We start from the raw sequence: 22930 nt of genomic DNA on the forward strand, positions 1-22930 counted from the left end.
AAAAAATCAATAGTTTTATTTTTTCTGACAAAAAAATATAGGGAGAAAACTTTCCTCCCTATAACTGCCTTATTAATATTTCTAATTCCTTAGGTGTAATGTCTCGCCATTTTCCAGCTTCAAGCTCATTTAGCTCTATATTCATAATGCGCACTCGCTTTAGCTTTGTTACAGTAAATCCGAAAGCACGACTCATTCTACGAATTTGCCTGTTCATTCCTTGCGTTAAAACGATGCGGAATGTAGACTGATTAACTCTCGTCACTTTACATGGCTTCGTCATTCCATCTTTAATCTTTACACCGCTGGACATCTCATCAATAAACCAATCTGTAAACGGCTTATCAACAGTGACAACATATTCTTTCTCATGCTCATGATCACTGTGCAAAATTTGATTCGCAATCGTGCCATCATTCGTTAATAAAATGAGTCCTTCCGATGCTTTATCTAATCGTCCAACAGGAAAGATTCGCTCTGGATAATTGATATAATCAATAATATTATCTTCAATATGATCGGCTGCTGTACAAGTAATTCCAACTGGTTTATGGAAGGCAATATACACCTTTTCTTTCTCTTCTTTTGCAATAACTTGCCCATCAATCGTTACAATATCACCTTCATTAACGAGTGCACCGTGCGTACATACTTCACCGTTAATACAGGCACGTCCTGCTTTAATGAGACGGTCTGTTTCACGTCTTGAGCAGGATTTTGCTTCGCTTATGTATTGGTTGATTTTCATGTTTTATTCCTTTTCTTATAGATTAAAAGCGTCAATCCATGGCAATATCATTATGCCAAGATTGACGCTCCTTTACTTCGCAAAAACAACTAAATAAATAACCCCAATTACCAAAAATATTCCGCAACAAGCTAACAATACTTTTGCAAGTTTGTCCATAAACATATAATGGTTTCCCCTTTTGTTTGGTTGTTTGCTATTTTAATTCGACAACTGTTACGCCTAGGCCTCCCTCGCCCATATCACCGTAGCGGTAGGTTTTCACGCCGCGATGTTTCTTCAAGTAATCTTGTACACCTTGGCGAAGCGCTCCTGTTCCTTTGCCGTGAATAATTGATACACGAGGATAGCTTGCAAGCTGTGCATCGTCTAAATATTTTTCAACGCGCATCATTGCATCTTCATAACGTTCGCCGCGAAGGTCTAGCTCTAACGACACGTGATAATCTCTACCCTTCACACTTGCGACTGCTTTTTTCTCAGTTTGCTTCGGTGTATTAATGTATTCCATATTGGATTCTTTCACTTTCATCTTCAGAATACCAATTTGTACGCTCCACTCTGTATCACTTACTTTTTCAAGTAATTGACCTTTTTGACCGAACGTTAACACTTTTACTTCATCACCTGATCGTAATTGTTGTTTCGGCGCTGTATTTTTCACATGTACTTTTTGTTTCTTCACAAGCTCTGGCGCTGCCCCTTCTAGACGGCTCTTCGCTTCAATAAGCTCATGGTCTTTCACATTTACAAGCTGTGCTTTACGCAATTGACGAAGTTCATGAATAATGCCTTCTGCTTCTTTCTTCGCAGCTTCGACTTTTTCTTCCCCTTCTTTTTGCGCTTTTAATAATTTTTCATCGCGCTCATCATTAAATTCAATAATTTGACGCTGTAATTCACGATGAAGTTTTTCAGATTGCTTACGATGCTCTTCCGCTTCTTTTCGTTCGCGCTCTGCATTTTTTTGGCTTTCTTCTAGCTTTGCAATCATATTTTCGATTTTGTTCGTATCTGTACTAATATGGTTACGAGCGCGATCAATAACTCGATCAGACAAACCAAGACGCTTCGAAATTTCAAAGGCGTTACTACGTCCTGGTACACCGATTAATAATTTGTACGTTGGGCTTAATGTATTCACATCGAACTCAACGCTCGCATTAATAACTTGCTCACGATTGTATCCATATGCTTTTAATTCTGGGTAATGCGTCGTTGCAACAACGCGAGCACCACGGTTACATACTTCATCTAAAATAGAAATCGCTAGTGCAGCCCCTTCTTGCGGATCTGTCCCAGCACCTAATTCATCAAATAGGACTAAACTTTCAAAATCAGCTTTTTCTAAAATATCTACAATGTTTACCATATGAGAAGAGAATGTACTTAAATTTTGTTCAATCGATTGCTCATCACCGATATCAGCAAAGATGTTTTTAAATACACATATCTCTGATTCATCCATTACTGGAATATGAAGACCAGATTGCGCCATTAAGACACAAATACCGACTGTTTTAAGTGTAACTGTTTTACCACCTGTATTCGGTCCTGTAATAACGATTGTTGTAAAGTCTTTACCAAGCATAATGTTATTTGGCACGATAATTTCCGGATCAATAAGCGGATGGCGTGCTTGTTTTAAATCCATGTAGCGTTCATTATTTACGATTGGCTTCGTCGCTTTAATTCGCTTCGCATAAAGAGCTTTCGCAAAAATAAAATCAAGATTTGCAACTACTTCTACGTTTGATAAAACAATATCAGCTTCCACTGCCACTTCTTCCGTTAACATCATTAAAATGCGTTCTACTTCTTGTTTTTCTTTCACACGTGCTTCTTGAAGTGCGTTATTTAATTCCACGATTACTTGCGGTTCGATAAATAATGTTTGTCCAGAAGCAGATTGATCGTGAACAATACCACCATATACGCCGCGGTATTCTTGTTTTACCGGGATTACGTAGCGTTCGTTACGAATCGTTACAATTGCATCTGATAACATTTTTTGCGCGTTTGAAGAACGCGTCATGTTTTCTAATTTCTCACGAATACGGCTTTCCGCAGTACGAATTTGATTACGAATACCACGCAATTTGTCACTTGCGCTATCGACTACTTCACCGCCGTCACCAATACAATTTGTAATCTTCTTTTCTAAGTCATATAAAGACACAATTTGCGCGACATGTGTTTCTAAAATTGGAAGCTCAACACCGTTGTCAATCATATCGTCAATGAAACGTTTCATTTGGCGACTACCGTACATCGTACTTGCGATTTCAATTAATTCATAAGGACTTAACATACTTCCAATTTTCGCACGCTTAATATTTGAACGAATATCAGAAATCCCTCCAAGTGGTACATGTCCTTTTAAACGGATGACTTTCACTGCCTCATCCGTTGTTTCTTGCAATTCCACAATTTCTTCAAAATCTGTGCTTGGCACTAAATTCTTCACTTTATCACGACCAAGTGAAGATGCTGTATGTTCAAGTAATTGTTCTTTTACTTTATTGTATTCTAATACACGCAACGTTCGTTCTAACATGTTGCAGGTCCCCCCTGTATTACTTATTACGTTTAATATAGTCTAATAAACGTTCAATATCCCATGTGTTAATCACGTTATCTTTTTGAATCCAACCTTTACGCGCTGCTGCTACACCTGTTTCCATATCTTCTAACATTTCAAGTGTATGGGCATCCGTATTAATCGCTACTTTTACACCAGCATCTTGTGCTTGTTTTAATAATTTCGCGCTTAAATCTAGACGGTTTGGATTTGCATTTAATTCTAAAACTGTATTTGTTTCTTTTGCGAGCTGGATTAATAAATCTGTATCTACATCGTAACCCTCACGGCGCCCAAGAAGACGTCCTGTCGGATGGGCAATCATTGTGACATGCTTATTCTCAAGTGCAGTGCGAAGACGCTTCATAATCGTTTCACGGTCTTGTGAGAAGCTTGAGTGAATAGCTCCAATGACATAATCTAGTTCTGCTAATACTTCATCGTCAAAATCAAGTGTCGCATCTGGTAAAATGTCCATTTCAATCCCGCGCAAAATTGTAATGTCTGGATACTTTTCATTCATACGTTCAATTTCTTTCGCTTGTTCACGAAGACGCTCTTTCGTTAAACCGTTCGCTACTTTCAAGTATTGCGAGTGATCAGTAATTGCCATAAATTTATATCCATGAGCGCGGCACGCTTGTACCATTTCTTCAATTGAAAAAGCACCGTCACTCCACGTTGTATGCATATGTAAATCACCCTGTATATCAGAGAACTGAATTAAGTTCGGATACTCTTTAATTAATTCAATTTCTTTTCCATCTTCACGCACTTCTGGTGGGATGAATGGAAGGCCAAAGTGGGCGAAGAATGCTTCTTCTGTTTCGAATGTTTTCACTTCACCTGTGTCTAAGATTTCCACACCGTATTCACTAATTTTCTCGCCTCTATCTTTCGCAATTTGGCGCATTTTTACGTTATGGTCTTTTGATCCGGTGAAATGGTGAAGAGTTGTAATAAATTCTTCTGGTTTTACTAAGCGGAAGTCAATTGAAATATCATATTCATATTGAAGACGAACAGATACTTTCGTATCTCCACTTGCAATCACTTCAATCATATTATCAAATTGTAGTAAATGTTCACGCACTACTGCTGGCTCTGTCGTTGCAATGATGAAATCTAAGTCCTTCACTGTCTCACGAACACGGCGTAAACTACCAGCGCGTGAGAAACGAATTATTTCAGCAACATTCGACAATTTCTCCTCTATTTCCCCGGCAATAGGCAATACCATCGCAATTGGTAAACGCTCTGGACGAGAGCCTACTTGATCAATTGCTTCTAATATTTTCTCTTCTGTTTTCTTACCGAATCCAGCTAAAGCTTGTACTTTATTTTCTTCACAAACAGCTTTTAACGTTTCCATATCAACAACACCAAGTTCTTTGTATAACTTGGCCACCTTCTTACCACCAAGGCCTGGTAGTTTTAATAGTGGTAATAAACTGCTTGGTACTTCTTTTTCAAGTTCTTGTAGTACTTCAGATGTTCCCGATTCTATATATTCTTGAATAACTGCTGCCGTTCCTTTTCCGATACCTGGAATCTTTGTGAAATCTTCAATTTCAGAAAGACTACGGTCATCACTTTCTAGTGCTGCCGCCGCTTTACGGAATGCAGATATTTTAAATGGATTCGCGCCCTTTAGTTCCATAAATAGGCCGATTGTCTCTAGTAATTTGATAACTTGTTTTTTATTCACTTTCATCATTGCCCCGCCTTTCTTTCATAGAAAAAAACTTCTCTTTCCGAAAAAAGAGAAGTTACACTCTGCTACCTGTCTGCCATAGTTCCTTCACCTTTTCAGAAAGAATCGGTGTATCGTCTACAATTATTTTGCTAATTGATGATTTTTGTAATGGTGTTTGTATTTGTTCAATTGGAAGAATTGTTCCAACAATAATTAAGACAAACAGAATGATATACACTTCTAAAAAGCCAAGAAGTGCCCCAGCAACCGCATTGACTTGCTTTAAAACTGGGATTTCTGCAAACATATTCAGTAAATTACCAAGTAGTGAAAGTGCGATTTTTGTAATAATAAATAATACGATAAACGCAATTGCTTGATAGAAGACACCCTCAATATTATTCGCATCTATCCATTCTGGAACAGAAACATTCTTATCAAATGGATACGGAATAATTTTCGCAAGTGCTGGCGCTAAATCTTTACAATACCAGTATGCAACGAGGTATGCGATAATAAAGCTTGTTAACTTTACAAGTTGCAAAATAAATCCTCTGCGTAAACCGAGGAAGAATCCCATAACAAGCAATAAAATGATAATAATATCAATCATGTTTATTCAATTCCTTTTTGTGTCATACTTTCTTTCAATTTCTCATGTTCTTCTTTTAATTTTATGTAATCGTGTATGACGTTTACCGCCGTCAATACCGCTAGTCTACTCGTATCAAGCGAAGGATTCTTGGCATTGAGTTCGCGCATTTTATCATCCACAATCGCTGCTACCATGCGGATATGACTTGTACTTTCATCGCCAACAACTGAATACTGTTGGCCATATATTTCTACATTAATTCGACTTTTATTTCCCTTTTGTTGTGACAACTCACCGGCCTCCAATCACGTACAGAATCCTAAAGTTTATCATACCATGAACCATCATAATATGGAAACAGAAAGAACAATCCGATATGATAAAAATAACAACATAAAAAAGGAGCGACCATTTTGTCAAATTCTATCGTAATACAAACAAGTTCTACAGTAATTGAAGACATGAAACAACAATACAAACAAGCACTTAGCCCCAAAATTCCGCAAGGCGGTATCTTTATGGCAAAAGTTCAATCTTGCACAATTACAGCTTATAAATCAGGAAAAGTGATGTTTCAGGGTGGACGTGCTGAAGCAGAAGCTTCTCGTTGGCAAACTGTCTCTCAAACACCAAAATCAGCTGTAAAAAAATCGGTCAATTCACATCGTTATGCGCCGCCCGCTTCCATCGGCACAATGTCTATTCTAGGATCAGACGAAGTAGGTACTGGTGATTACTTCGGACCGATGACAGTAGTTGCTGTATATGTGGATGCAAAGCAAATTCCACTTTTAAAAGAACTTGGTGTAAAAGACTCCAAAAACTTAAATGATGCTCAAATTGCTGAGATTGCAAAACAACTCCTTCACGTTGTTCCTTACAGCTCCCTCGTTCTTCATAATGAAAAATATAACGAGCTATTTGATAAAGGAAACAACCAAGGTAAACTAAAAGCTTTACTGCATAACAAAGCCATCACAAACTTATTGGCAAAAATCGCGCCTACAAAACCAGAAGGCATCTTAATCGACCAATTTACACAGCCTGATACATACTATAAATATTTAGCGAAACAAAAACAGGTACAGCGTGAAAATGTTTACTTCGCTACAAAAGGTGAAAGTGTCCATTTAGCAGTAGCCGCCGCTTCCATTTTAGCTCGTTACTCATTCGTAAAACAATTTGACGAACTAAGCAAAAAAGCTGGTATGCAACTTCCGAAAGGTGCTGGTAAACAAGTTGATATTGCCGCTGCTAAATTAATTCAAAAGCTTGGTAAAGAACGACTACCTGAGTTTGTGAAAGTGCATTTTGCTAATACAGAGAAGGCGTTTCGCTTATTAAAATAGTATCGACAAAAACAGGAGCCTACAAACTCCTGTTTTTTGTTTCGCTTTAGTCCACTCTACTATCGCCTGTGTATTTTTGTTATAATTAAAATATACATATTTTTCAAATATATGAGTTCCTATTACTACTTCTACAAATGATTCTAGATATTTTACTAGGTGATCCACACGAAAAACAGTTCGAAATTAGAGAAAACATTCAGCTACTAAGTGAACAACCAGTGTTCAACGATTTAATAGAGCGCTATGGCCGATCTTTCTTATTAAACTTTCGGATTCAAAGATTTATCGGGAAACACGATGCCCGCTTGTTAATACATAATCCAGCAAAGCTGCAACACTTCTGTGAGGAACTTGAATTTATGATTAGAAAAAGAGGATTGTTTAAATAAGGAGGTAATTCATATGAACTCTGTTAAAGTTAAAAAGATATTATATGTTTTCGTACACCTCGTGTTCCCTCTTTCTTATCTTACAATCTCTATCATTTGGGGAGCTTTTTTCACTTCCAAATCCACATTCGAAAATATATCTGATAATCTTTGTGTTATGGCCATCTATTACGTTCTCATGAGCTTACTGTGGTTTTTCTATTTAGATCGATTAGACAAAGATGTAGATAAAATTACAAAAGAGATTAATGATAATAAGATGTAATACATAAAAAAGGAGAGCCGCCAAGACTCTCCTTTTTTATGTTAGCTTCGTTTCTGCTTCTTATTTGATGAAGATACTTTATGAGAACCTGTTTCATGTGTCGTCGTTCCTTGTCCTTCTACTTCAGGAGAACCTAGGCTTGATCTTGAATGATCTTTTTTCACTTTTTTACTCATTTATATTCACCCCTTCGCGTTACTTTTTGCTACGAGGTAATAAACTATTCAAAATAAAAAGCGAGAGGAAACCCTCTCGCTTTTTTCATATTTTAGAACTCAGAAGAACCTGGAGTTCTTGGGAATGGAATTACGTCACGGATGTTAGCCATGCCAGTGATGTACATTAGGAAGCGCTCGAAACCTAGGCCGAATCCAGCGTGTTTTGTACCGCCGTATTTTCTAAGTTCTAAGTACCACCAGTAGTCCTCTTCGTTCATACCTAATTCTTTAATTCTGTCTACTAAAACGTCCATTCTTTCCTCACGTTGACTTCCGCCGATTAATTCACCGATGCCAGGAACTAGAAGGTCAGTAGCTGCTACTGTTTTACCATCTTCGTTCATACGCATGTAGAATGCTTTAATGTCTTTCGGATAGTCAGTTACGAATACAGGGCGTTTGAAGATTTCTTCTGATAAGTATCTTTCGTGCTCTGTTTGTAAGTCAATACCCCATTCTACTGGGTATTTAAATTCAGCACCTGATTCTTGAAGTACTTTAATTGCTTCTGTATAAGTGATGCGACCGAAGTCAGAGTTGATCACGTTGTTCATGCGCTCTAGAACTGTTTTATCAACGAAGCTGTTGAAGAAGTCCATTTCTTCTGGTGCATGCTCTAGTACGTATTTCATTGCATATTTCAGCATATCTTCTGTAAGATCCATTACATCGCCTAACTCAGCGAATGCAATCTCAGGCTCAACCATCCAGAACTCAGCTGCGTGGCGAGTTGTGTTTGAGTTTTCTGCACGGAATGTAGGACCGAATGTGTACACATCACGGAATGCTAACGCATAAGCTTCAGCATTAAGCTGTCCACTTACTGTTAAGTTTGTTTCTTTACCGAAGAAGTCTTTTGATTCGTCAACTTGTCCGTCTTCACCTTTAGGTACGTTGTTTAAATCTTGCGTTGTTACGCGGAACATTTCGCCTGCACCTTCTGTATCACTACCAGTGATGATTGGTGTGTGAACATGTACGAATCCACGCTCTTGGAAGAACTGGTGAATCGCAAATGCTGCGATAGAACGCACACGGAACGTTGCAGAGAATGCATTTGTTCTTGGACGTAAGTGAGCGATTGTACGTAAGTATTCAAACGTATGACGCTTCTTTTGAAGTGGGTAATCAGAATCTGATAAGCCCTCGATATCAATTTTTTCTGCTTTAATTTCAAATGGTTGCTTCGCTCCAGGTGTTGCAATTACTTTACCTTCTACTTTAACTGAAGAGCTAAGTGGAAGTTTTGCAATTTCTTTGAAGTTCTCTAATTCTGTATCGAAAACGATTTGAACGCCTTTGAAGAAGCTACCGTCGTTTAATTCGATGAAACCAAATGCTTTTGAATCACGTAAGTTACGAATCCACCCTGATACTTGTACTGTTTGATCTGCATACTTTTCTGTATCTCTATACAGACTTTTTACTAATGTGTTTTCCATAGTGAAATTCTCCTTTGCTGATATATTTAAATACAAAAAAACCTTTCATCCATAAAGGGACGAAAGGTTAAACTTCGCGGTACCACCCAATTTGTCATAAAGACCAACTTTAACTCGTATGTAATACATACTTCCCGGTTTGTAACAGGCCGGATTCCCGTCTAAGTCTACTCTTGAATACAAGTTTCAATTTCGGTTAGCAACTCCAAGGTGTTCTTCACATATACCGCCTCATCAGGCTCTCACCGTCCCTGACTCGCTTTGGATTATAGTATATACTACTTTTCCTTATCATCGTCTTTCGTTTTGTTAAACTAAAATTAATGTACTACATTCGAGAGAAAGATGCAAGATGCCAGAAAATATATCAGCGATTTTCGCAATATATCGACCGTAACTCCAAATATATCAGCGATTTTTATAATATATCGACTTACCGACATTTTCCGACAATCATGCCATAAAAAAAATTACCGGACTTAATCCGGCAATTTTTTATTACTTACGTAACTCCGCACCAAATTTCTCTTCTACCGCTGTTAATACACGGTTATGTGCTTCTGTTACTTCTTCGTCTGTTAATGTACGTTCTGCATCGAAGTAGTTCATAGAGAATGCAAGTGATTTCTTGCCTTCTTCCATTTTTTCGCCTTCGTATAAGTCGAATAGTGCTACGTCTTTCAGAAGTTCTCCGCCAGCTTCAGCAATGACTTGCTTCATTTCACCAGCTTTTGTTTCTGTTGTTACTACAACAGCCATATCACGTGTCATAGATGGGAAACGTGGAATTGCTAAGTAGTAAGTTTCCTCAGCGTCTGCACCGAATACTTTTGCAAGAGATAATTCGAATACGAATGTATTTTTCACATCTAATTGTTTTTCTGTTTCCGGGTGCAATTGACCGATGAATCCGATTGCTTCACCATCTAATACGATGTCAGCTGTACGGCCTGGGTGCATACCTTCACGTTTTGCTGGTGCATAAGTGATTTGATTTGCCACGCCAAGTACGTCGAATAATCCTTCTAATACACCTTTAACAACGAAGAAGTCTACAACTTTCTTCTCACCTTGCCATGCATGGTGAAGAGCAAGACCTGTCATAACACCTGCAAGATGTTGTTCTTCTTTCGGAAGTTCTCCTGCTTCTGTTGGTAAGAAGATAGAACCTACTTCATATAATGCAACGCTGTCGTTTTTACGTGCAACATTGTATGAAACTGCTTCTAACAATTGTGGCACTAAGCTTAAACGAAGTTGGCTACGCTCTTCGCTCATTGGAAGCGCAAGATTTACAGGAGCTTTTTCGTTCGGCTCAACCATATATTGTTTCGCTTTGTCAGCGCTTGTTAATGAATATGTGATTGCTTCATATAAACCAGCACCTTCTAGGAAGCGGCGTACTTTACGACGTTTCGTTTGTGCTGATGTTAATTTACCACGTGTCATTGTTCCAGATGGTAATGTAACTGGAATGTGATCATAACCATACAGACGACCTACTTCTTCTACTAAGTCTTCTGAAATTGTAATGTCAGGACGACGTGCTGGTACATTTACATGGAATGTTCCTTCTACTTCTGTGAATGGGAATTTTAAGTTTGTGAACATTGTACCCATTTCACTCGCAGAAATATCTGTACCTAATACACGGTTTACTTTTTCAGCTGTAACAGATACTGTACGTTCTTGTACTTGTAAGTTATCAGCTTCTACTACACCTTCAAGTGCTTCTCCACCAGCGTATTTTGCCATTAAAGCAGCTGCATGTTGAATTGCTTCAAATGTACGTGTTGGGTCGATTCCTTTTTCAAAACGTGCACTTGATTCGCTACGAAGACCTAAGTCTTTTGATGTACGGCGCACGGTTTGACCTGCAAAGTATGCAGACTCAATTAGAACGTTTACTGTCTCGCTATCAACTTCAGAATCCGCTCCGCCCATTACACCAGCAACAGCTAACGCTTTTTCACCGTTTGTAATAACAAGGTGGTGGCTTTGTAACGTACGTTCTTGAGCATCTAATGTTTGAATCTTTTCGCCTTCTTTTGCAAGACGAACAACGATTTCTTTTGAACCTAATTTATCGTAATCGAATGCATGTAACGGTTGACCGTATTCCATTAAAATGTAGTTTGTAATATCAACTACATTACTAATTGGACGAATGCCAGCTGCCATAAGACGAGTTTGCATCCACATTGGTGATGGACCAATCTTTACGTTCTTCACCATTTTTGCAATATATAATGGGTTTTCTTCTTTCGCTTCTACACTTACAGAAATGTAATCAGAAGTTTTTTCTTCTGTTTCTTGTAAGTCGATAGCTGGAAGTTTTACTTCACGGCCGTAAATAGCAGCTACTTCATATGCAACACCTAACATATTTAAGCAATCTGCACGGTTTGGTGTTAAACCAAGCTCAAGTACTTCATCATGTAAATTTAAAATTTCAAGTGCATCTGCACCAACTTCAGCATCACTTGGGAAGATGAAGATACCATCTGCATATTCTTTCGCAACGAATTTCCCATCAATACCAAGCTCTTGAAGAGCACAAACCATACCGTGAGAAGCTTCCCCGCGTAGTTTTGCTTTTTTAATTTTGAAGTTACCAGGAAGTACAGCGCCAACTTTTGCAACTGGTACTTTTAAACCTTTTGCAATGTTAGCAGCTCCACAAATAATTTGAACCGGCTCTTCTTCACCGATATCGATTAAGCATTTGCTTAATTTATCAGCTTCTGGGTGTTTTTCACATTCTAATACGTGACCAACTACAACACCCTTTACACCTTTATTTAATACTTCAACACCTTCTACTTCAATACCACTTTTCGTGATTTTGTCTGCTAGTTCTTGTGCTGTTACATCTTTAATATCTACATACTCTTGTAACCAACGATATGATACGAACATATTTATCCTCTCCTTCCCTTACGCTCGTTTGAATTGTTGTAAGAAACGTACATCATTTGTATAGAAATGACGAATGTCATCTACGCCGTATTTCAACATTGCGATACGCTCTGCGCCCATACCGAATGCGAAACCTTGATATTCTTTTGAATCATAACCAGCCATTTCAAGTACGTTCGGGTGAACCATACCTGCTCCTAAAATTTCAATCCAGCCAGTCCCTTTACAAGTGCCACAACCTTTACCGTGACACATCATACAAGAAATATCCATCTCTACAGACGGCTCTGTGAATGGGAAGAAACTTGGACGAAGACGGATTTCACGATCTTCACCGAACATCTTTTTCACGAATACTTGCAGTGTACCTTTTAAGTCACTCATGCGAATGTTTTTATCAATTACAAGACCTTCAATTTGCATGAATTGGTGTGAATGCGTCGCATCATCGTCATCGCGGCGATACACTTTACCAGGACAAATAATTTTAATCGGTCCTTTTTCTTTATTCTTTTCCATCGTACGTGCTTGCACAGAAGATGTATGTGTACGTAGTAACGTTTCTTCTGTAATGTAGAATGTATCTTGCATATCACGCGCTGGGTGATCTTTCGGTAAGTTTAATGCTTCGAAGTTGTAGTAGTCTTTTTCTACTTCTGTTCCTTCAGCTACTTCATAACCCATACCGATGAATACATCTTCAATTTGTTCAACAACTGCTGTTAACGGATGGTGACAACCTGTTTCAACAGGACGACCTGGCAGTGTAACATCAATTGTTTCAGTAGCTAATTTCGCCTCAATTACTGCTTTTTCTAAGTTACCAATTTTGTCTTCTAGACGCGTTTGAATCGCTTCACGTACTTCATTTACTAATGCTCCCATACGTGGACGCTCTTCTGCTGATAATTTTCCCATGCCGCGTAATACTTCTGTAATTGGACCTTTTTTCCCTAAATACGCTACGCGTACGTCGTTTAAGCCCTTTAGCTCTTTCGCTTCTTCAATAAGCTCTAACGCTTTTTGCTTTAGCTCTTTTAAACGTGCTTCCATTTGGAACCCTCCTAATTTTAAAAATAAAAAAACCCCGCTCCCAAAAAGGGACGAGGTAAATTCGCGGTACCACCCTAAATTGACAGAACAAGTCTGCCCACTCATTAGTTATAACGATCAATTCTGACCGGAACGCCTTTACATATAAATGGTCCTGGCGCCAACTCCAGAGGTGAATTCACTTCCATCTACCATAAGAATGCTTTCAGTCTACGGCACTCTCTCCCTATATGGCGATTTTGTAAGCTACTCTTCTCTATCAACGTTTTTCATTAATATACTTTTATTATATGTTCAAAAAAGTTCGATACTCATTTCACCACTTTTTTATGAACATGCACTTCAACTTATTATAAGAAGTTTTTTATCGATTCGCAACTGGGCTTTGTAAATAATACGTTAAAATCCCTGCTGCAACCGCAACATTTAATGATTCTGCCCCGCCGTAAATCGGAATATACAAGTTTTGATCACTTTTCGCAAGAATTTCTTGGCGTACGCCGCTTCCTTCATTCCCTACAATTAATGCAAAACTTCCAGCCGGGGTTACTTCACCAAATGGAACTCCATTTTCAAGAGCTGTTCCATATACAGGGACGTTATTTTCTTTTAACTTGTCTACCCATTCTTCTAAGTTCCCTTTCACAACCGGTAAGTGGAAAATAGAACCTTGTGTAGATCGTAGTACTTTACTATTATAAACATCAACGCACCCTTCTCCAAGCACAACGGCATGAATACCCGCTGCATCCGCTGTACGAATAATCGTTCCCAAATTACCTGGGTCTTGAAGGCCGTCTAATAAAAGAAATTTCCCATCAGTAAGAGCTACTTCTTTCTCATGTTTCTCACAAACAGCAAATACACCTTGCGTTGTTTCTGTTTCGCGAAGTACTTTTACAATTGCTTCAGGCACAATATACATTTCAACATCATTAACTGTCCAATCTTTCGGAAGATCTGTCTGATCTGAAACGATAAGTTCTGTTACAACTCCTGCCTTTAACGCTTCCTCTACTAAATGGAATCCTTCTACAAAAAATAAAGCTTTGTTATCGCGCTCTTTTTTCGTCTGCAGCTTTTTCCACTGCTTCACACGCGGGTTTTGTACTGAATCAATGTTTTTCATAATATGTATTTCCCTCTCTTCTTGTCTTATCATTATAGCCTATTTTTCATACATATTTACATAAAAAAGAACAAAAACTAACGTCAGTTTCAATTCTGAAGAAGAGGTGAAGATAATGAGTTTTAATTTACGCGGCGCGGTATTAGCGAATGTATCTGGAAATTCACAAGATCAATTACAAGAAACGATTGTCGATGCAATTCAAAGCGGTGAAGAAAAAATGCTTCCAGGTCTTGGCGTTTTATTCGAAGTCATTTGGAAAAATGCTGATGAAAATGAAAAACACGAAATGTTAGGAACACTGGAGCAAGGATTAAAAAAATAAGCAATAAAAGGTCACCTTAGAAAAAAAACTAAGGTGACCTTTTATGTCTATAAAATTTTTCTTCTCCTAAACATTTCTACTTTACTAACGCTGATTGATGGAGTACAATGTTCAAAATACATTTAAACCGATCGATTTTCTTCATATACATCATTGGATAAAAGGAGTGAATGTTTTATGCACCGTATTACGCTTGAACAAATTTTTAAACATCACATTACGCAAAAATATGTAAACCGTTCTGGAATGGTCCACGCGATTGCTGTCGCTTACCATGCGTTTCACTTAGCCAAAAAGCATCACGCCTCAGTCGATGCTGCGACAAAGGCTGGCTTCCTTCATGATATCGGACATCATACGTGGTACACAGGCGGCGAATGGGACTATGACTTGTATAAAAAGAATGATATACATGCGATTAAAGGAGCAGAAAGATCTCATAAATTGCTTATTAGATTAGGAGAACATCCTAAACTAGCAAAAGAAATTTCTATTGCGATTCTTCTTCATACAGATTCTTTCTTAGTACAGCAAGAAATTGAAAGAACATCTCTTCAAAACATTATTAAATGGGCAGACGAAGCAGATGAAGAACCGGGCGGAGCGCATCATTATAGAACGATTTCTTATGAAAAAGCACTTAAAGCAATTCAGCAGTTAGATCGATTGGTCGAGCGTGAATTACAAATAGAGCAATCGAAATCGAACAATAAAGCAGAACATAGTTATCAATGAGAAAGAGGCATCACTATAGGGTGATACCTCTTTTATTATTTTGCGAAAAATACACCTTTATATGTAATATTTAAATATTACACCCGAAAACAAAATGCTTTATAATTAAATATACAAATATAAAGAGGTGATTTTACAAATGCAACCCGTTACACAACTTTCTAATGAGCAGAAATACTCTATGTCATGGGGACAATTTATTAGCTCCGTTTTATTCGCTTTTTTCGGAACCGGACTTATTACTGTGTTCCTCGCAATGCCCTTAACAATTTATACAGCCGGTCTTACAGATAAAAAACAAATTGCCCTGTATGAATCTATTGCAAATACTGCAAGTATCGTATTACAACTAGCCGTGTTGTTATTCTTCATTTTTAAATTCGAACCCGCAAAAAAATTACTACTAAAATCTTTTAACTTTAAAGTACTTAAAGAATGGCGTACATACGTATACTTACTTCTTTTCTTCGCTATAAACATTATACTCAATTACATCTTGTTAAATTATGTGTTCCAAGACGCAACGAAGCAGCAATCTTCCGCACTAAACTTAGATGTTTTTAAGCAGTATCAAATATTATTACTTCTCGGCTTCGCTATACTCACACCAATTTTTGAAGAACTTATTTTCCGTGGCTTTATACTTCGCTTCTTCTCAGAGCGCTTTCCATTTTGGATTGCAGCCATCATAACAAGCTTCTTCTTCGGTATCGCTCATACATACTCACTTGGAGTAATGGTAATTACTTTCTTCATGGGATTATTAATGGCTATTTTATGTAAAAAAACAAAAACCATTATTCCAGCTATGTTATTTCATATTATGAATAATATGTTAGCATTCTTGAATTAGAAAGAGGTGTCATCGCGATACCTCTTTTATTAATTCGTATCATCACTTCTCATTTCTATCAATTTATACATATTTATTAATAACATCCAAAATAAACCTCATGTAGTAAAATATAACTCATCACCATAGAAGGAGATTATTTATGTCGAGCTTACTTTGGATTTTTTATATGCCACTTCTTGTTTTATGCGGATTTTCCGGTGGTATTTTTTTAATTATTACTAGCATTAAACATCTTAAATTATTTGTGGGTTTAATGGGGCTACTTATCCTATCTTTTGTCACACTACCTTTTGTTTTTTGGGGCATGGGGGTGAATAGCGATACGATCCTCCCTATTTCAACTACTTTATATTGGATACTGTTTTCTTTAACTGGATTATTGGCAGGATTAAATGGATTACAGGCAAAGATTAAAAGTATACGTAATATGGGATTCATTATTTTTATCGCTGGCATATTAGGGGTTATTTTCTGGGTACTTATGTCTGTAGGGGATTCATTCTATATATAATATTTTATCGGAGGTAATACAGAAGTGTTTGGAATATTAACTTGGATGGTTTTGGCTCTTACTTTGATGTTATGCCAATTCATCGTTGGCATTTTTTTAATTATTGCTGGCATTAAATATCGTAAATCACTTACTATTATAGCTGGTTTGATTAGCATATCGCTTATCTTTGTTCCTATCATTTGTATAGGTTTTGGAATAGATTTAGAGGGGATGGTTCCAATTTCAGGAACTTTATATTGGTGTTTCTTCTCTTTAGCTGGACTATTAGCTATTATAAGCGGAAGACAAATATCCAGCATTCGTGCTATGGGAACAATTTTGTTTATAACAGGGCTGTGCTCCGTAGCTGGTTATCATTTTTTATATCTCACTCTTTAAAAAGACAAAAAAGCAGGGAAATTAATTCCCTGCTTTTCTATTTGGTTTATTGCCTGATGGTAAGAAGAACGATAACACCCAAGCAATACCTGCGAGTATTGTCGCAATTAAGAAGGCATCGTTAATACCGTTAATTGCAGATAGCTTTGAAATTTGTCCGAATAATAGTTGTGTACTCATCGCATCTCCTGCTTGAGCTGATCCGGCTAATGCCGCTAAGCTTTGGCCCATACCGTGTACTTTATCAACTAAAATCGGGTTTGACGTTGTTAACATATTGCCATAATCCGCTACGTGAGCAGTAGTTTGTTGCGTCATAAGCGTGATTAATATCGCTGTTCCAATTGAACCAGCTACTTGTCTTGACGTATTTTGCGTTGCTGTACCGTGAGAAATTAATTTCATCGGCAGTGCATTCATACCAGCTGTCATAATTGGCATCATAATGAATGACATACCAATTGAGCGTATAATATAATCCGTCATAATAACGCTATACGGTGTATCCATCGATAACGTTGTAAATTTATATGTCGCAAATGTTGTAATGGCTAATCCGACAATTGCTAACGGACGAATACCATACTTATCAAATAGTTTACCTGCAACTGGTCCCATGATCCCCATAATTAATGATCCTGGAAGTAATAATAAACCAGATTCCATCGGTGTAAAACCGCGAATGTTTTGCAAGTATACTGGAAGTAATAACATACCTCCGAATAAGGCCATCGTTACAATCGCGTTAATTACTAATGTGAAAGTGAACGTCGGATATTTAAACACTTGTAAATCAAGCATTTTATTGTCTGTTGTTAACTCTCTCCAAATAAATACAGCTAAACCAATGACACCGATGATAAGTGTTATAACAACTTCTGCACTAGTCCAGCCATTATTTCCAGCTTCACTAAATCCGTACAGTAAGCTACCTAGTCCAATACTTGAACTAATAACACCGAATACATCTAACTTTGTTTTAGACACTGGCTGAGCTAGTGTAAAGAATTTTAAAGATAAGAACGTAATAATTAAACCGATAACAAACATCCCATAGAACATTAAGTTCCAGCTATAGTTTTCAATTACCCAACCTGTTACAGTTGGTCCGATAGCTGGTGCTAAAATCATCGCTACCCCAAGTAGTCCCATAGCTGCTCCGCGTTTATTAGGCGGGAATAATGTCATGAAGATATTCATACCAACTGGCATTAAAATACCTGCACCAACCGCTTGAATAACGCGGCCCGTCATCATCATTGTGAAGTTTCCTGATGTAGCACAAATGATAGATCCTACAGTGAAGAATAACATTGCTGCTATGAATAATTTACGATACGTAAACCGTGAAACTAAAAATGCACTGATTGGTACTAAAATTCCGTTTACAAGCATGAAGCCTGTAATTAGCCATTGTGCTGTTGAAGTTGATACGTTAAATTCGTTCATTAATGGAGGCAGTGCAACATTAATGATCGTTTGGTTTAAAATAGAAACGAACATACCGAGAATTAATACAGCTACAACTGCTTTTACATTCACATTCTCTACCGGCAATTGTCTCTTCAGCATTTCTTTTTCCTGTTTTACTTGCTCTTGCTTCCCTGTTTCTAATTCCACTACGTTAGAAGCTTCTGTTTCTTGTTTTTGTTCAAGTTCTTTCTCTACTGTTTCTGCTTGACTTACTTCTATCTTACTTACGGCTGGGACTTGTTCTTCTCCCACATTCGTTTTTTTCTTTCGTAAAAGACGATTTATAAGGAAGAAGACGATTATACAAAATAGTGCATATCCTACAATTGCAATTGAGGACATCTCATCTCCCCCTTACTTATGAATACGAACTGACACATTCATTCCAGGAACAATATTTACTGATTTACTATGATCTAAAGAAATTTTAACTGGTACAACTTGCTTTACTTTCGTATAGTTCGCTGTTGAGTTACTTGATGGTAACATCGAGAATGTATTCGCCGTTGTTAATCCAACTTGTTCTACTTTTCCTGTTAACGTTGTATCTGGGTATGCATCTACATACACATCTACTGTTTGACCTTTTTGAACATCATCAATATTTGTTTCTTCAATATTTGCTGTTACCCATAAATTGTTCATATCAAATGCGTAAGCAATTGGGCTTCCTGCTCCAACGAACGCATTAGTTGTTGCGTTTGATTGTACAACTGTTGCATTTTGTGGAATTGTTACATCTACTGTTTGCTCACCATTTGCTCCTGCTACAGTAACCGCACCTAATTTATCGTTCTCATTGTAGTTTTTTCCTACTTCAGCTTTCCAGTCTGTTAATTTACCTGCTACTGGTGATGCAATTGGGATTACTTTCCCATCAATCTTTGCATTTTCTGTTTTTAAATAGTTTTCCGATTGATTGTAATAGTAATAACCGCCAATACCGCCGCCAACTAATACAATTAATGTGATAATGTTGATAATTACCATTCTTCGAAACTGATTCATTGCATTCCTCTCCTTATATCGCATATAATTTTTTTCTAAACTATTTACACCCTTAGTGTTTATATTGTTTAATTGTTAATTATATTAACCTTTAAACAAAAAAAGCACACCTTTTACGATGCAAACTATGTTTTGTCTGCATCCTAGCGGTGCTGATTTCTAAAGGACTATCGTTTATAATTATAAATAATTATCCCGAATCTACAACCAACAATTTAAACCTATATGTTGTTTAAACAACATTACACTATACATGTGTTGTTTAAATTCAAAAAATTAAACGAGGTGAAGTAAAAATGTCTATTAAAAATACAAATGATCCACGTGTAAAACGAACGAGACAACTCATACAGGATGCTTTTGTCGCTTTAGTAGGCGAAAAGGGCTTCGAAAATGTAACTGTGCAACATATCGCGGAACGTGCTCCTGTAAATCGCGCTACATTTTATAGCCATTACCATGATAAATATGATTTATTAGACAAAAGCATAGAAGAAATGTTAGAAAAATTAGCTGAAGTAATTAAACCACAAAATCGAAATAAAGAAGATTTTCAGCTCACTTTTGATTCACCGCATCCAACATTTTTAGCTTTGTTTGAACATATAGCAGAAAATGTGAACTTCTATAACGTTATGCTTGGTGATAAAGCCGCTGGAAACTACTCTTATAAAATGATGAAAACAGTCCAAACACATTTAACATTAAGCTTATCTATTTCACAACCTGATGATGAAGAACTCATGGTTCCTCGTGACATTCTTATTAGTTATGTTACAGGGGCTCATATCGGAATGATTATGTCATGGTTAAAAAGAGGCATGATTTATACCCCGCATTTCATGGCAATGCAATTAACTCGCTTAATTATTTTAGGAGCCCATACTGCAGCAGGATTAGAACGACCGTTTTAAAAATGGAAAAAGCGAAGGAAATTATCCTTCGCTTTTTTCTATTAATTAAATGTAATGTTATGTACAGCCTCTTTATCAAGACGTTTAATAACTTCCACAATTAACTTCACTGCGTTTTCATAATCATCACGATGTAACATCGCTGCATGAGAATGAATGTAGCGTGTCGCAATCGTAATTGCCATAGACGGAATACCGTTTACAGAAATGTGAATTGCTCCTGCATCCGTTCCCCCGCCCGCTACAGAGTCATATTGGTATGGAATTTGTAATTCATCAGCAACATCAACTACGAAATCACGTAAACCTGTATGACCTATAACAGAAGCATCATATAAAATGATCTGCGGTCCATCGCCCATTTTACTTTGCGCTTCTTTTGCCGTTACACCTGGTGTATCCCCAGCAATACCAACATCTACAGCGAATGCGATATCAGGTTTAATATAGTTTGCAGATGTTTTCGCACCACGAAGACCAACTTCTTCTTGTACAGTACCAACGCCGTATACAACGTTTGGATGCTTTTCATCTTTTAATTGTTTTAATACGTCAATTGCAATTGCACAACCAATTCGGTTATCCCATGCTTTTGCAAGTAACATCTTTTCATTCTTCATCACTTGGAATTCGAAGTACGGTACAACTTGATCTCCTGGTCGTATGCCCCACTCCATCGCTTCTTCTTGGCTAGAAGCACCAATATCAATGAACATGTCTTTAATTTCAACTGGCTTTTTACGAGCTTCTGGAGGTAAAATGTGCGGTGGTTTTGAACCAATTACACCTGTTACATCTCCTTTACGCGTTACAATCGTTACGCGCTGTGCAAGCATAACTTGCGACCACCAGCCACCCACCGTTTGGAAACGAAGGAAGCCTTTGTCATCAATTTGCGTAATCATAAAGCCAACTTCATCTAAATGACCTGCAACCATAATTTTCGGGCCGTTTTCTTCCCCAACTTTTTTCGCAACTAAACTTCCTAAATTGTCAGTAGAAAGTTCATCTGCAAACGGCTCAATATATTTCTTCATTACTTCACGTGGTTCGCGCTCGTTACCCGCAATACCGCGTGCGTCTGTTAATTCTTTTAGCATTGTCAATGTCTCGTCTAATTTTATCATTGCCAACACCCTCCTTTTTCTTCAGTCACTTTATTATACAAAAGGAAATTGAAATATTCAAAAATTAAATTAGTATCCTTGTGTTTGACGCTGATGATTTACTTCATTTTTATCTAAATATGCTTTTTCAATTTCATCTTGTTCAAATTCAAGCGCTTGTCCAAGGCGAAGATAGCTTGTAAATAGTTCAATATAGTTCGTAATAGAAGGTTGATCTGTAAAACGAATTACTTTCGCATATGTGTCTAAGAAAATTTCCACTTGTGTTTTATTCGTTTGCGCACATTTATAGAATAAGAAGTTTTTATCAATTCCTAAATCGATTCCGATTGATAAAATAAAATGCAAACCATCTACGTATTCTTCTAATATTACTTCACGTTCTGAAGCTGGTTTATTGCTCCAATATTTAAAACAACGTGTTTCATTTGCAAGTTCTCCAATTTCTACAAGAAGAGCTAACATTTTTTCTTTTAACAATTTCTTCGGTTGTAAGTCATGTTCTTTCACAATACGGTCATCTAATTCTTTTTGTAATTTAAATAGTTGTAGTAAGTCCATTCTATTGTCCTCCTCCAACATCGCATTTTCCGCAACAATGTTGTTTCATCTCAAAGTTCATTATTATTTTTCGTTTCTTATTAACAAGTCAGCTACCTACATCTTATAAAGATAGCTTGTCCTTAATTTGCAAATACGTTTCAATCATCACTCATATATTGTTCACTTGATGAAAGTTCCATATCATCTTTCCATTATAGCAGTGTCGTTTCTGCTAGGAAAGATGCACTTCTCACGAATGAGTTCAAATAAAGTGAAACTTTAATAAGTGGGGGGTTTTGTTCATCCCCACTTATTATTAGCCTTCACCAATCGGGCTTTTACGGGCAGTTGATCTCCCACCTAACTTCTTTGCTCCAGCTGAATTTTGAGGTGGGAGTTTTACTGCCCGCAAATAGCGGGATAAAAAAAGTCAGGAGGATTCTCCTGACTTTATATATATATTCTTTTATATCGCTATAGCTTTTATATTGATTTTGTCATATCGATAACGACACATCCGTTAATCTTTCCTACTTTCATGTAAAAGCCTCCTCGTTATCGTTACAAAAGTTCTTACAAGCACATCTTAATATACTTGAGCAAGAAATAACGATAATAAGTGGAGGATTTTACAATAAATGCAAATAAAAAAACCTTAGAAGAAAATCTT

Annotated in this window: 23 protein-coding genes and 2 other annotated features; of the genes, 9 read left to right on the forward strand and 14 right to left on the reverse strand. The window is 37.2% G+C overall.

Features of this window, described 5'->3' with window-relative positions; all coding sequences use genetic code 11:
- Positions 1-58: 58 nt before the first annotated feature.
- The 5 genes from ABH955_RS22900 to zapA all read right to left on the reverse strand — a co-directional run bounded on the left by ABH955_RS22900 (position 59) and on the right by zapA (position 5910).
- On the reverse strand, positions 59-748 hold the full coding sequence (locus tag ABH955_RS22900; protein ID WP_404454213.1) for a 23S rRNA pseudouridine(2604) synthase RluF: 690 nt from the start codon (positions 746-748) through the stop codon (positions 59-61).
- 196 nt (positions 749-944) lie between these two features.
- Positions 945-3305 (reverse strand): endonuclease MutS2, encoded by a 2361-nt coding sequence (locus ABH955_RS22905; RefSeq protein WP_404491709.1) that lies wholly within the window; start codon positions 3303-3305, stop codon positions 945-947.
- A 19-nt stretch (positions 3306-3324) separates the two neighbouring features.
- A complete protein-coding gene (gene polX / locus ABH955_RS22910; RefSeq protein ID WP_002129332.1) occupies positions 3325-5043 on the reverse strand; it encodes a DNA polymerase/3'-5' exonuclease PolX in 1719 nt (572 codons plus the stop codon).
- A 55-nt stretch (positions 5044-5098) separates the two neighbouring features.
- Positions 5099-5638 (reverse strand): CvpA family protein, encoded by a 540-nt coding sequence (locus ABH955_RS22915; protein WP_002129333.1) that lies wholly within the window; start codon positions 5636-5638, stop codon positions 5099-5101.
- 2 nt (positions 5639-5640) lie between these two features.
- Positions 5641-5910 carry a cell division protein ZapA gene (gene zapA / locus ABH955_RS22920; protein ID WP_002112165.1) on the reverse strand — a complete coding sequence of 90 codons (270 nt, stop codon included), beginning with the start codon at positions 5908-5910 and terminating at the stop codon, positions 5641-5643.
- A gap of 123 nt (positions 5911-6033) precedes the next feature.
- Between zapA and rnhC the strand changes: the two genes are divergently transcribed.
- From rnhC to ABH955_RS22935, 3 genes are all read left to right on the forward strand, one after another.
- On the forward strand, positions 6034-6969 hold the full coding sequence (rnhC, locus tag ABH955_RS22925; protein WP_404491711.1) for a ribonuclease HIII: 936 nt from the start codon (positions 6034-6036) through the stop codon (positions 6967-6969).
- A 137-nt stretch (positions 6970-7106) separates the two neighbouring features.
- On the forward strand, positions 7107-7361 hold the full coding sequence (locus tag ABH955_RS22930) for a hypothetical protein (RefSeq protein ID WP_404491713.1): 255 nt from the start codon (positions 7107-7109) through the stop codon (positions 7359-7361).
- Positions 7362-7374: 13 nt separating this feature from the next.
- Positions 7375-7626, forward strand: coding sequence for a hypothetical protein (locus ABH955_RS22935; protein ID WP_404454226.1), 252 nt, complete (start codon positions 7375-7377; stop codon positions 7624-7626).
- A 41-nt stretch (positions 7627-7667) separates the two neighbouring features.
- On the opposite strand, the gene ABH955_RS22940 is transcribed toward ABH955_RS22935, so the two are convergent.
- The 5 genes from ABH955_RS22940 to ABH955_RS22960 form a co-directional block, all read right to left on the reverse strand.
- Complete coding sequence (locus ABH955_RS22940; RefSeq protein ID WP_000039594.1) at positions 7668-7802, reverse strand: YuzL family protein; 135 nt, start codon at positions 7800-7802, stop codon at positions 7668-7670.
- Between the two features lie 92 nt (positions 7803-7894).
- On the reverse strand, positions 7895-9286 hold the full coding sequence (gene asnS / locus ABH955_RS22945) for an asparagine--tRNA ligase (RefSeq protein WP_002015453.1): 1392 nt from the start codon (positions 9284-9286) through the stop codon (positions 7895-7897).
- A gap of 52 nt (positions 9287-9338) precedes the next feature.
- Positions 9339-9590 (reverse strand) — a binding site (T-box leader).
- Between the two features lie 194 nt (positions 9591-9784).
- Entirely contained in the window at positions 9785-12205 is a 2421-nt protein-coding gene (gene pheT, locus ABH955_RS22950) for a phenylalanine--tRNA ligase subunit beta (protein WP_215551610.1), read from the reverse strand.
- 18 nt (positions 12206-12223) lie between these two features.
- Positions 12224-13258 (reverse strand): phenylalanine--tRNA ligase subunit alpha, encoded by a 1035-nt coding sequence (gene pheS / locus ABH955_RS22955; RefSeq protein WP_002015457.1) that lies wholly within the window; start codon positions 13256-13258, stop codon positions 12224-12226.
- Between the two features lie 43 nt (positions 13259-13301).
- Positions 13302-13530 (reverse strand) — a binding site (T-box leader).
- Between the two features lie 92 nt (positions 13531-13622).
- Positions 13623-14420, reverse strand: a complete 798-nt coding sequence (locus tag ABH955_RS22960) for a TrmH family RNA methyltransferase (protein ID WP_002015458.1) — start codon at positions 14418-14420, stop codon at positions 13623-13625.
- An 82-nt stretch (positions 14421-14502) separates the two neighbouring features.
- Here ABH955_RS22960 and sspI point away from each other — a divergent pair, with 82 nt between their 5' ends.
- The 5 genes from sspI (at position 14503) to ABH955_RS22985 (ending at position 17195) form a co-directional block, all read left to right on the forward strand.
- Positions 14503-14712 (forward strand): small acid-soluble spore protein SspI, encoded by a 210-nt coding sequence (gene sspI, locus ABH955_RS22965; RefSeq protein ID WP_000009511.1) that lies wholly within the window; start codon positions 14503-14505, stop codon positions 14710-14712.
- A 177-nt stretch (positions 14713-14889) separates the two neighbouring features.
- A complete protein-coding gene (locus tag ABH955_RS22970; protein ID WP_367962333.1) occupies positions 14890-15447 on the forward strand; it encodes an HD domain-containing protein in 558 nt (185 codons plus the stop codon).
- Between the two features lie 139 nt (positions 15448-15586).
- Positions 15587-16300 carry a CPBP family intramembrane glutamic endopeptidase gene (locus tag ABH955_RS22975; protein ID WP_404491715.1) on the forward strand — a complete coding sequence of 238 codons (714 nt, stop codon included), beginning with the start codon at positions 15587-15589 and terminating at the stop codon, positions 16298-16300.
- 142 nt (positions 16301-16442) lie between these two features.
- Complete coding sequence (locus ABH955_RS22980; RefSeq protein ID WP_404443542.1) at positions 16443-16814, forward strand: DNA-binding protein; 372 nt, start codon at positions 16443-16445, stop codon at positions 16812-16814.
- A gap of 24 nt (positions 16815-16838) precedes the next feature.
- Complete coding sequence (locus ABH955_RS22985) at positions 16839-17195, forward strand: hypothetical protein (RefSeq protein WP_016092408.1); 357 nt, start codon at positions 16839-16841, stop codon at positions 17193-17195.
- Between the two features lie 21 nt (positions 17196-17216).
- Here ABH955_RS22985 and ABH955_RS22990 read toward each other — a convergent pair whose 3' ends face one another.
- Both ABH955_RS22990 and ABH955_RS22995 read right to left on the reverse strand, forming a co-directional pair.
- Positions 17217-19010 (reverse strand): DHA2 family efflux MFS transporter permease subunit, encoded by a 1794-nt coding sequence (locus ABH955_RS22990; protein WP_002088915.1) that lies wholly within the window; start codon positions 19008-19010, stop codon positions 17217-17219.
- A 12-nt stretch (positions 19011-19022) separates the two neighbouring features.
- Positions 19023-19676 carry an HlyD family secretion protein gene (locus ABH955_RS22995; RefSeq protein WP_002088916.1) on the reverse strand — a complete coding sequence of 218 codons (654 nt, stop codon included), beginning with the start codon at positions 19674-19676 and terminating at the stop codon, positions 19023-19025.
- 296 nt (positions 19677-19972) lie between these two features.
- Between ABH955_RS22995 and ABH955_RS23000 the strand changes: the two genes are divergently transcribed.
- Positions 19973-20590, forward strand: a complete 618-nt coding sequence (locus ABH955_RS23000; protein WP_016092410.1) for a TetR/AcrR family transcriptional regulator — start codon at positions 19973-19975, stop codon at positions 20588-20590.
- A 41-nt stretch (positions 20591-20631) separates the two neighbouring features.
- On the opposite strand, the gene ABH955_RS23005 is transcribed toward ABH955_RS23000, so the two are convergent.
- A complete protein-coding gene (locus tag ABH955_RS23005; RefSeq protein ID WP_002088917.1) occupies positions 20632-21717 on the reverse strand; it encodes a M42 family metallopeptidase in 1086 nt (361 codons plus the stop codon).
- 69 nt (positions 21718-21786) lie between these two features.
- Positions 21787-22278, reverse strand: a complete 492-nt coding sequence (locus ABH955_RS23010) for a dUTP diphosphatase (protein ID WP_002015469.1) — start codon at positions 22276-22278, stop codon at positions 21787-21789.
- Positions 22279-22930 lie beyond the last annotated feature (652 nt).

This window comes from Bacillus sp. RC240 (assembly GCF_044907945.1).
GTDB classification, from domain to species: Bacteria; Bacillota; Bacilli; order Bacillales; family Bacillaceae_G; genus Bacillus_A; species Bacillus_A mycoides.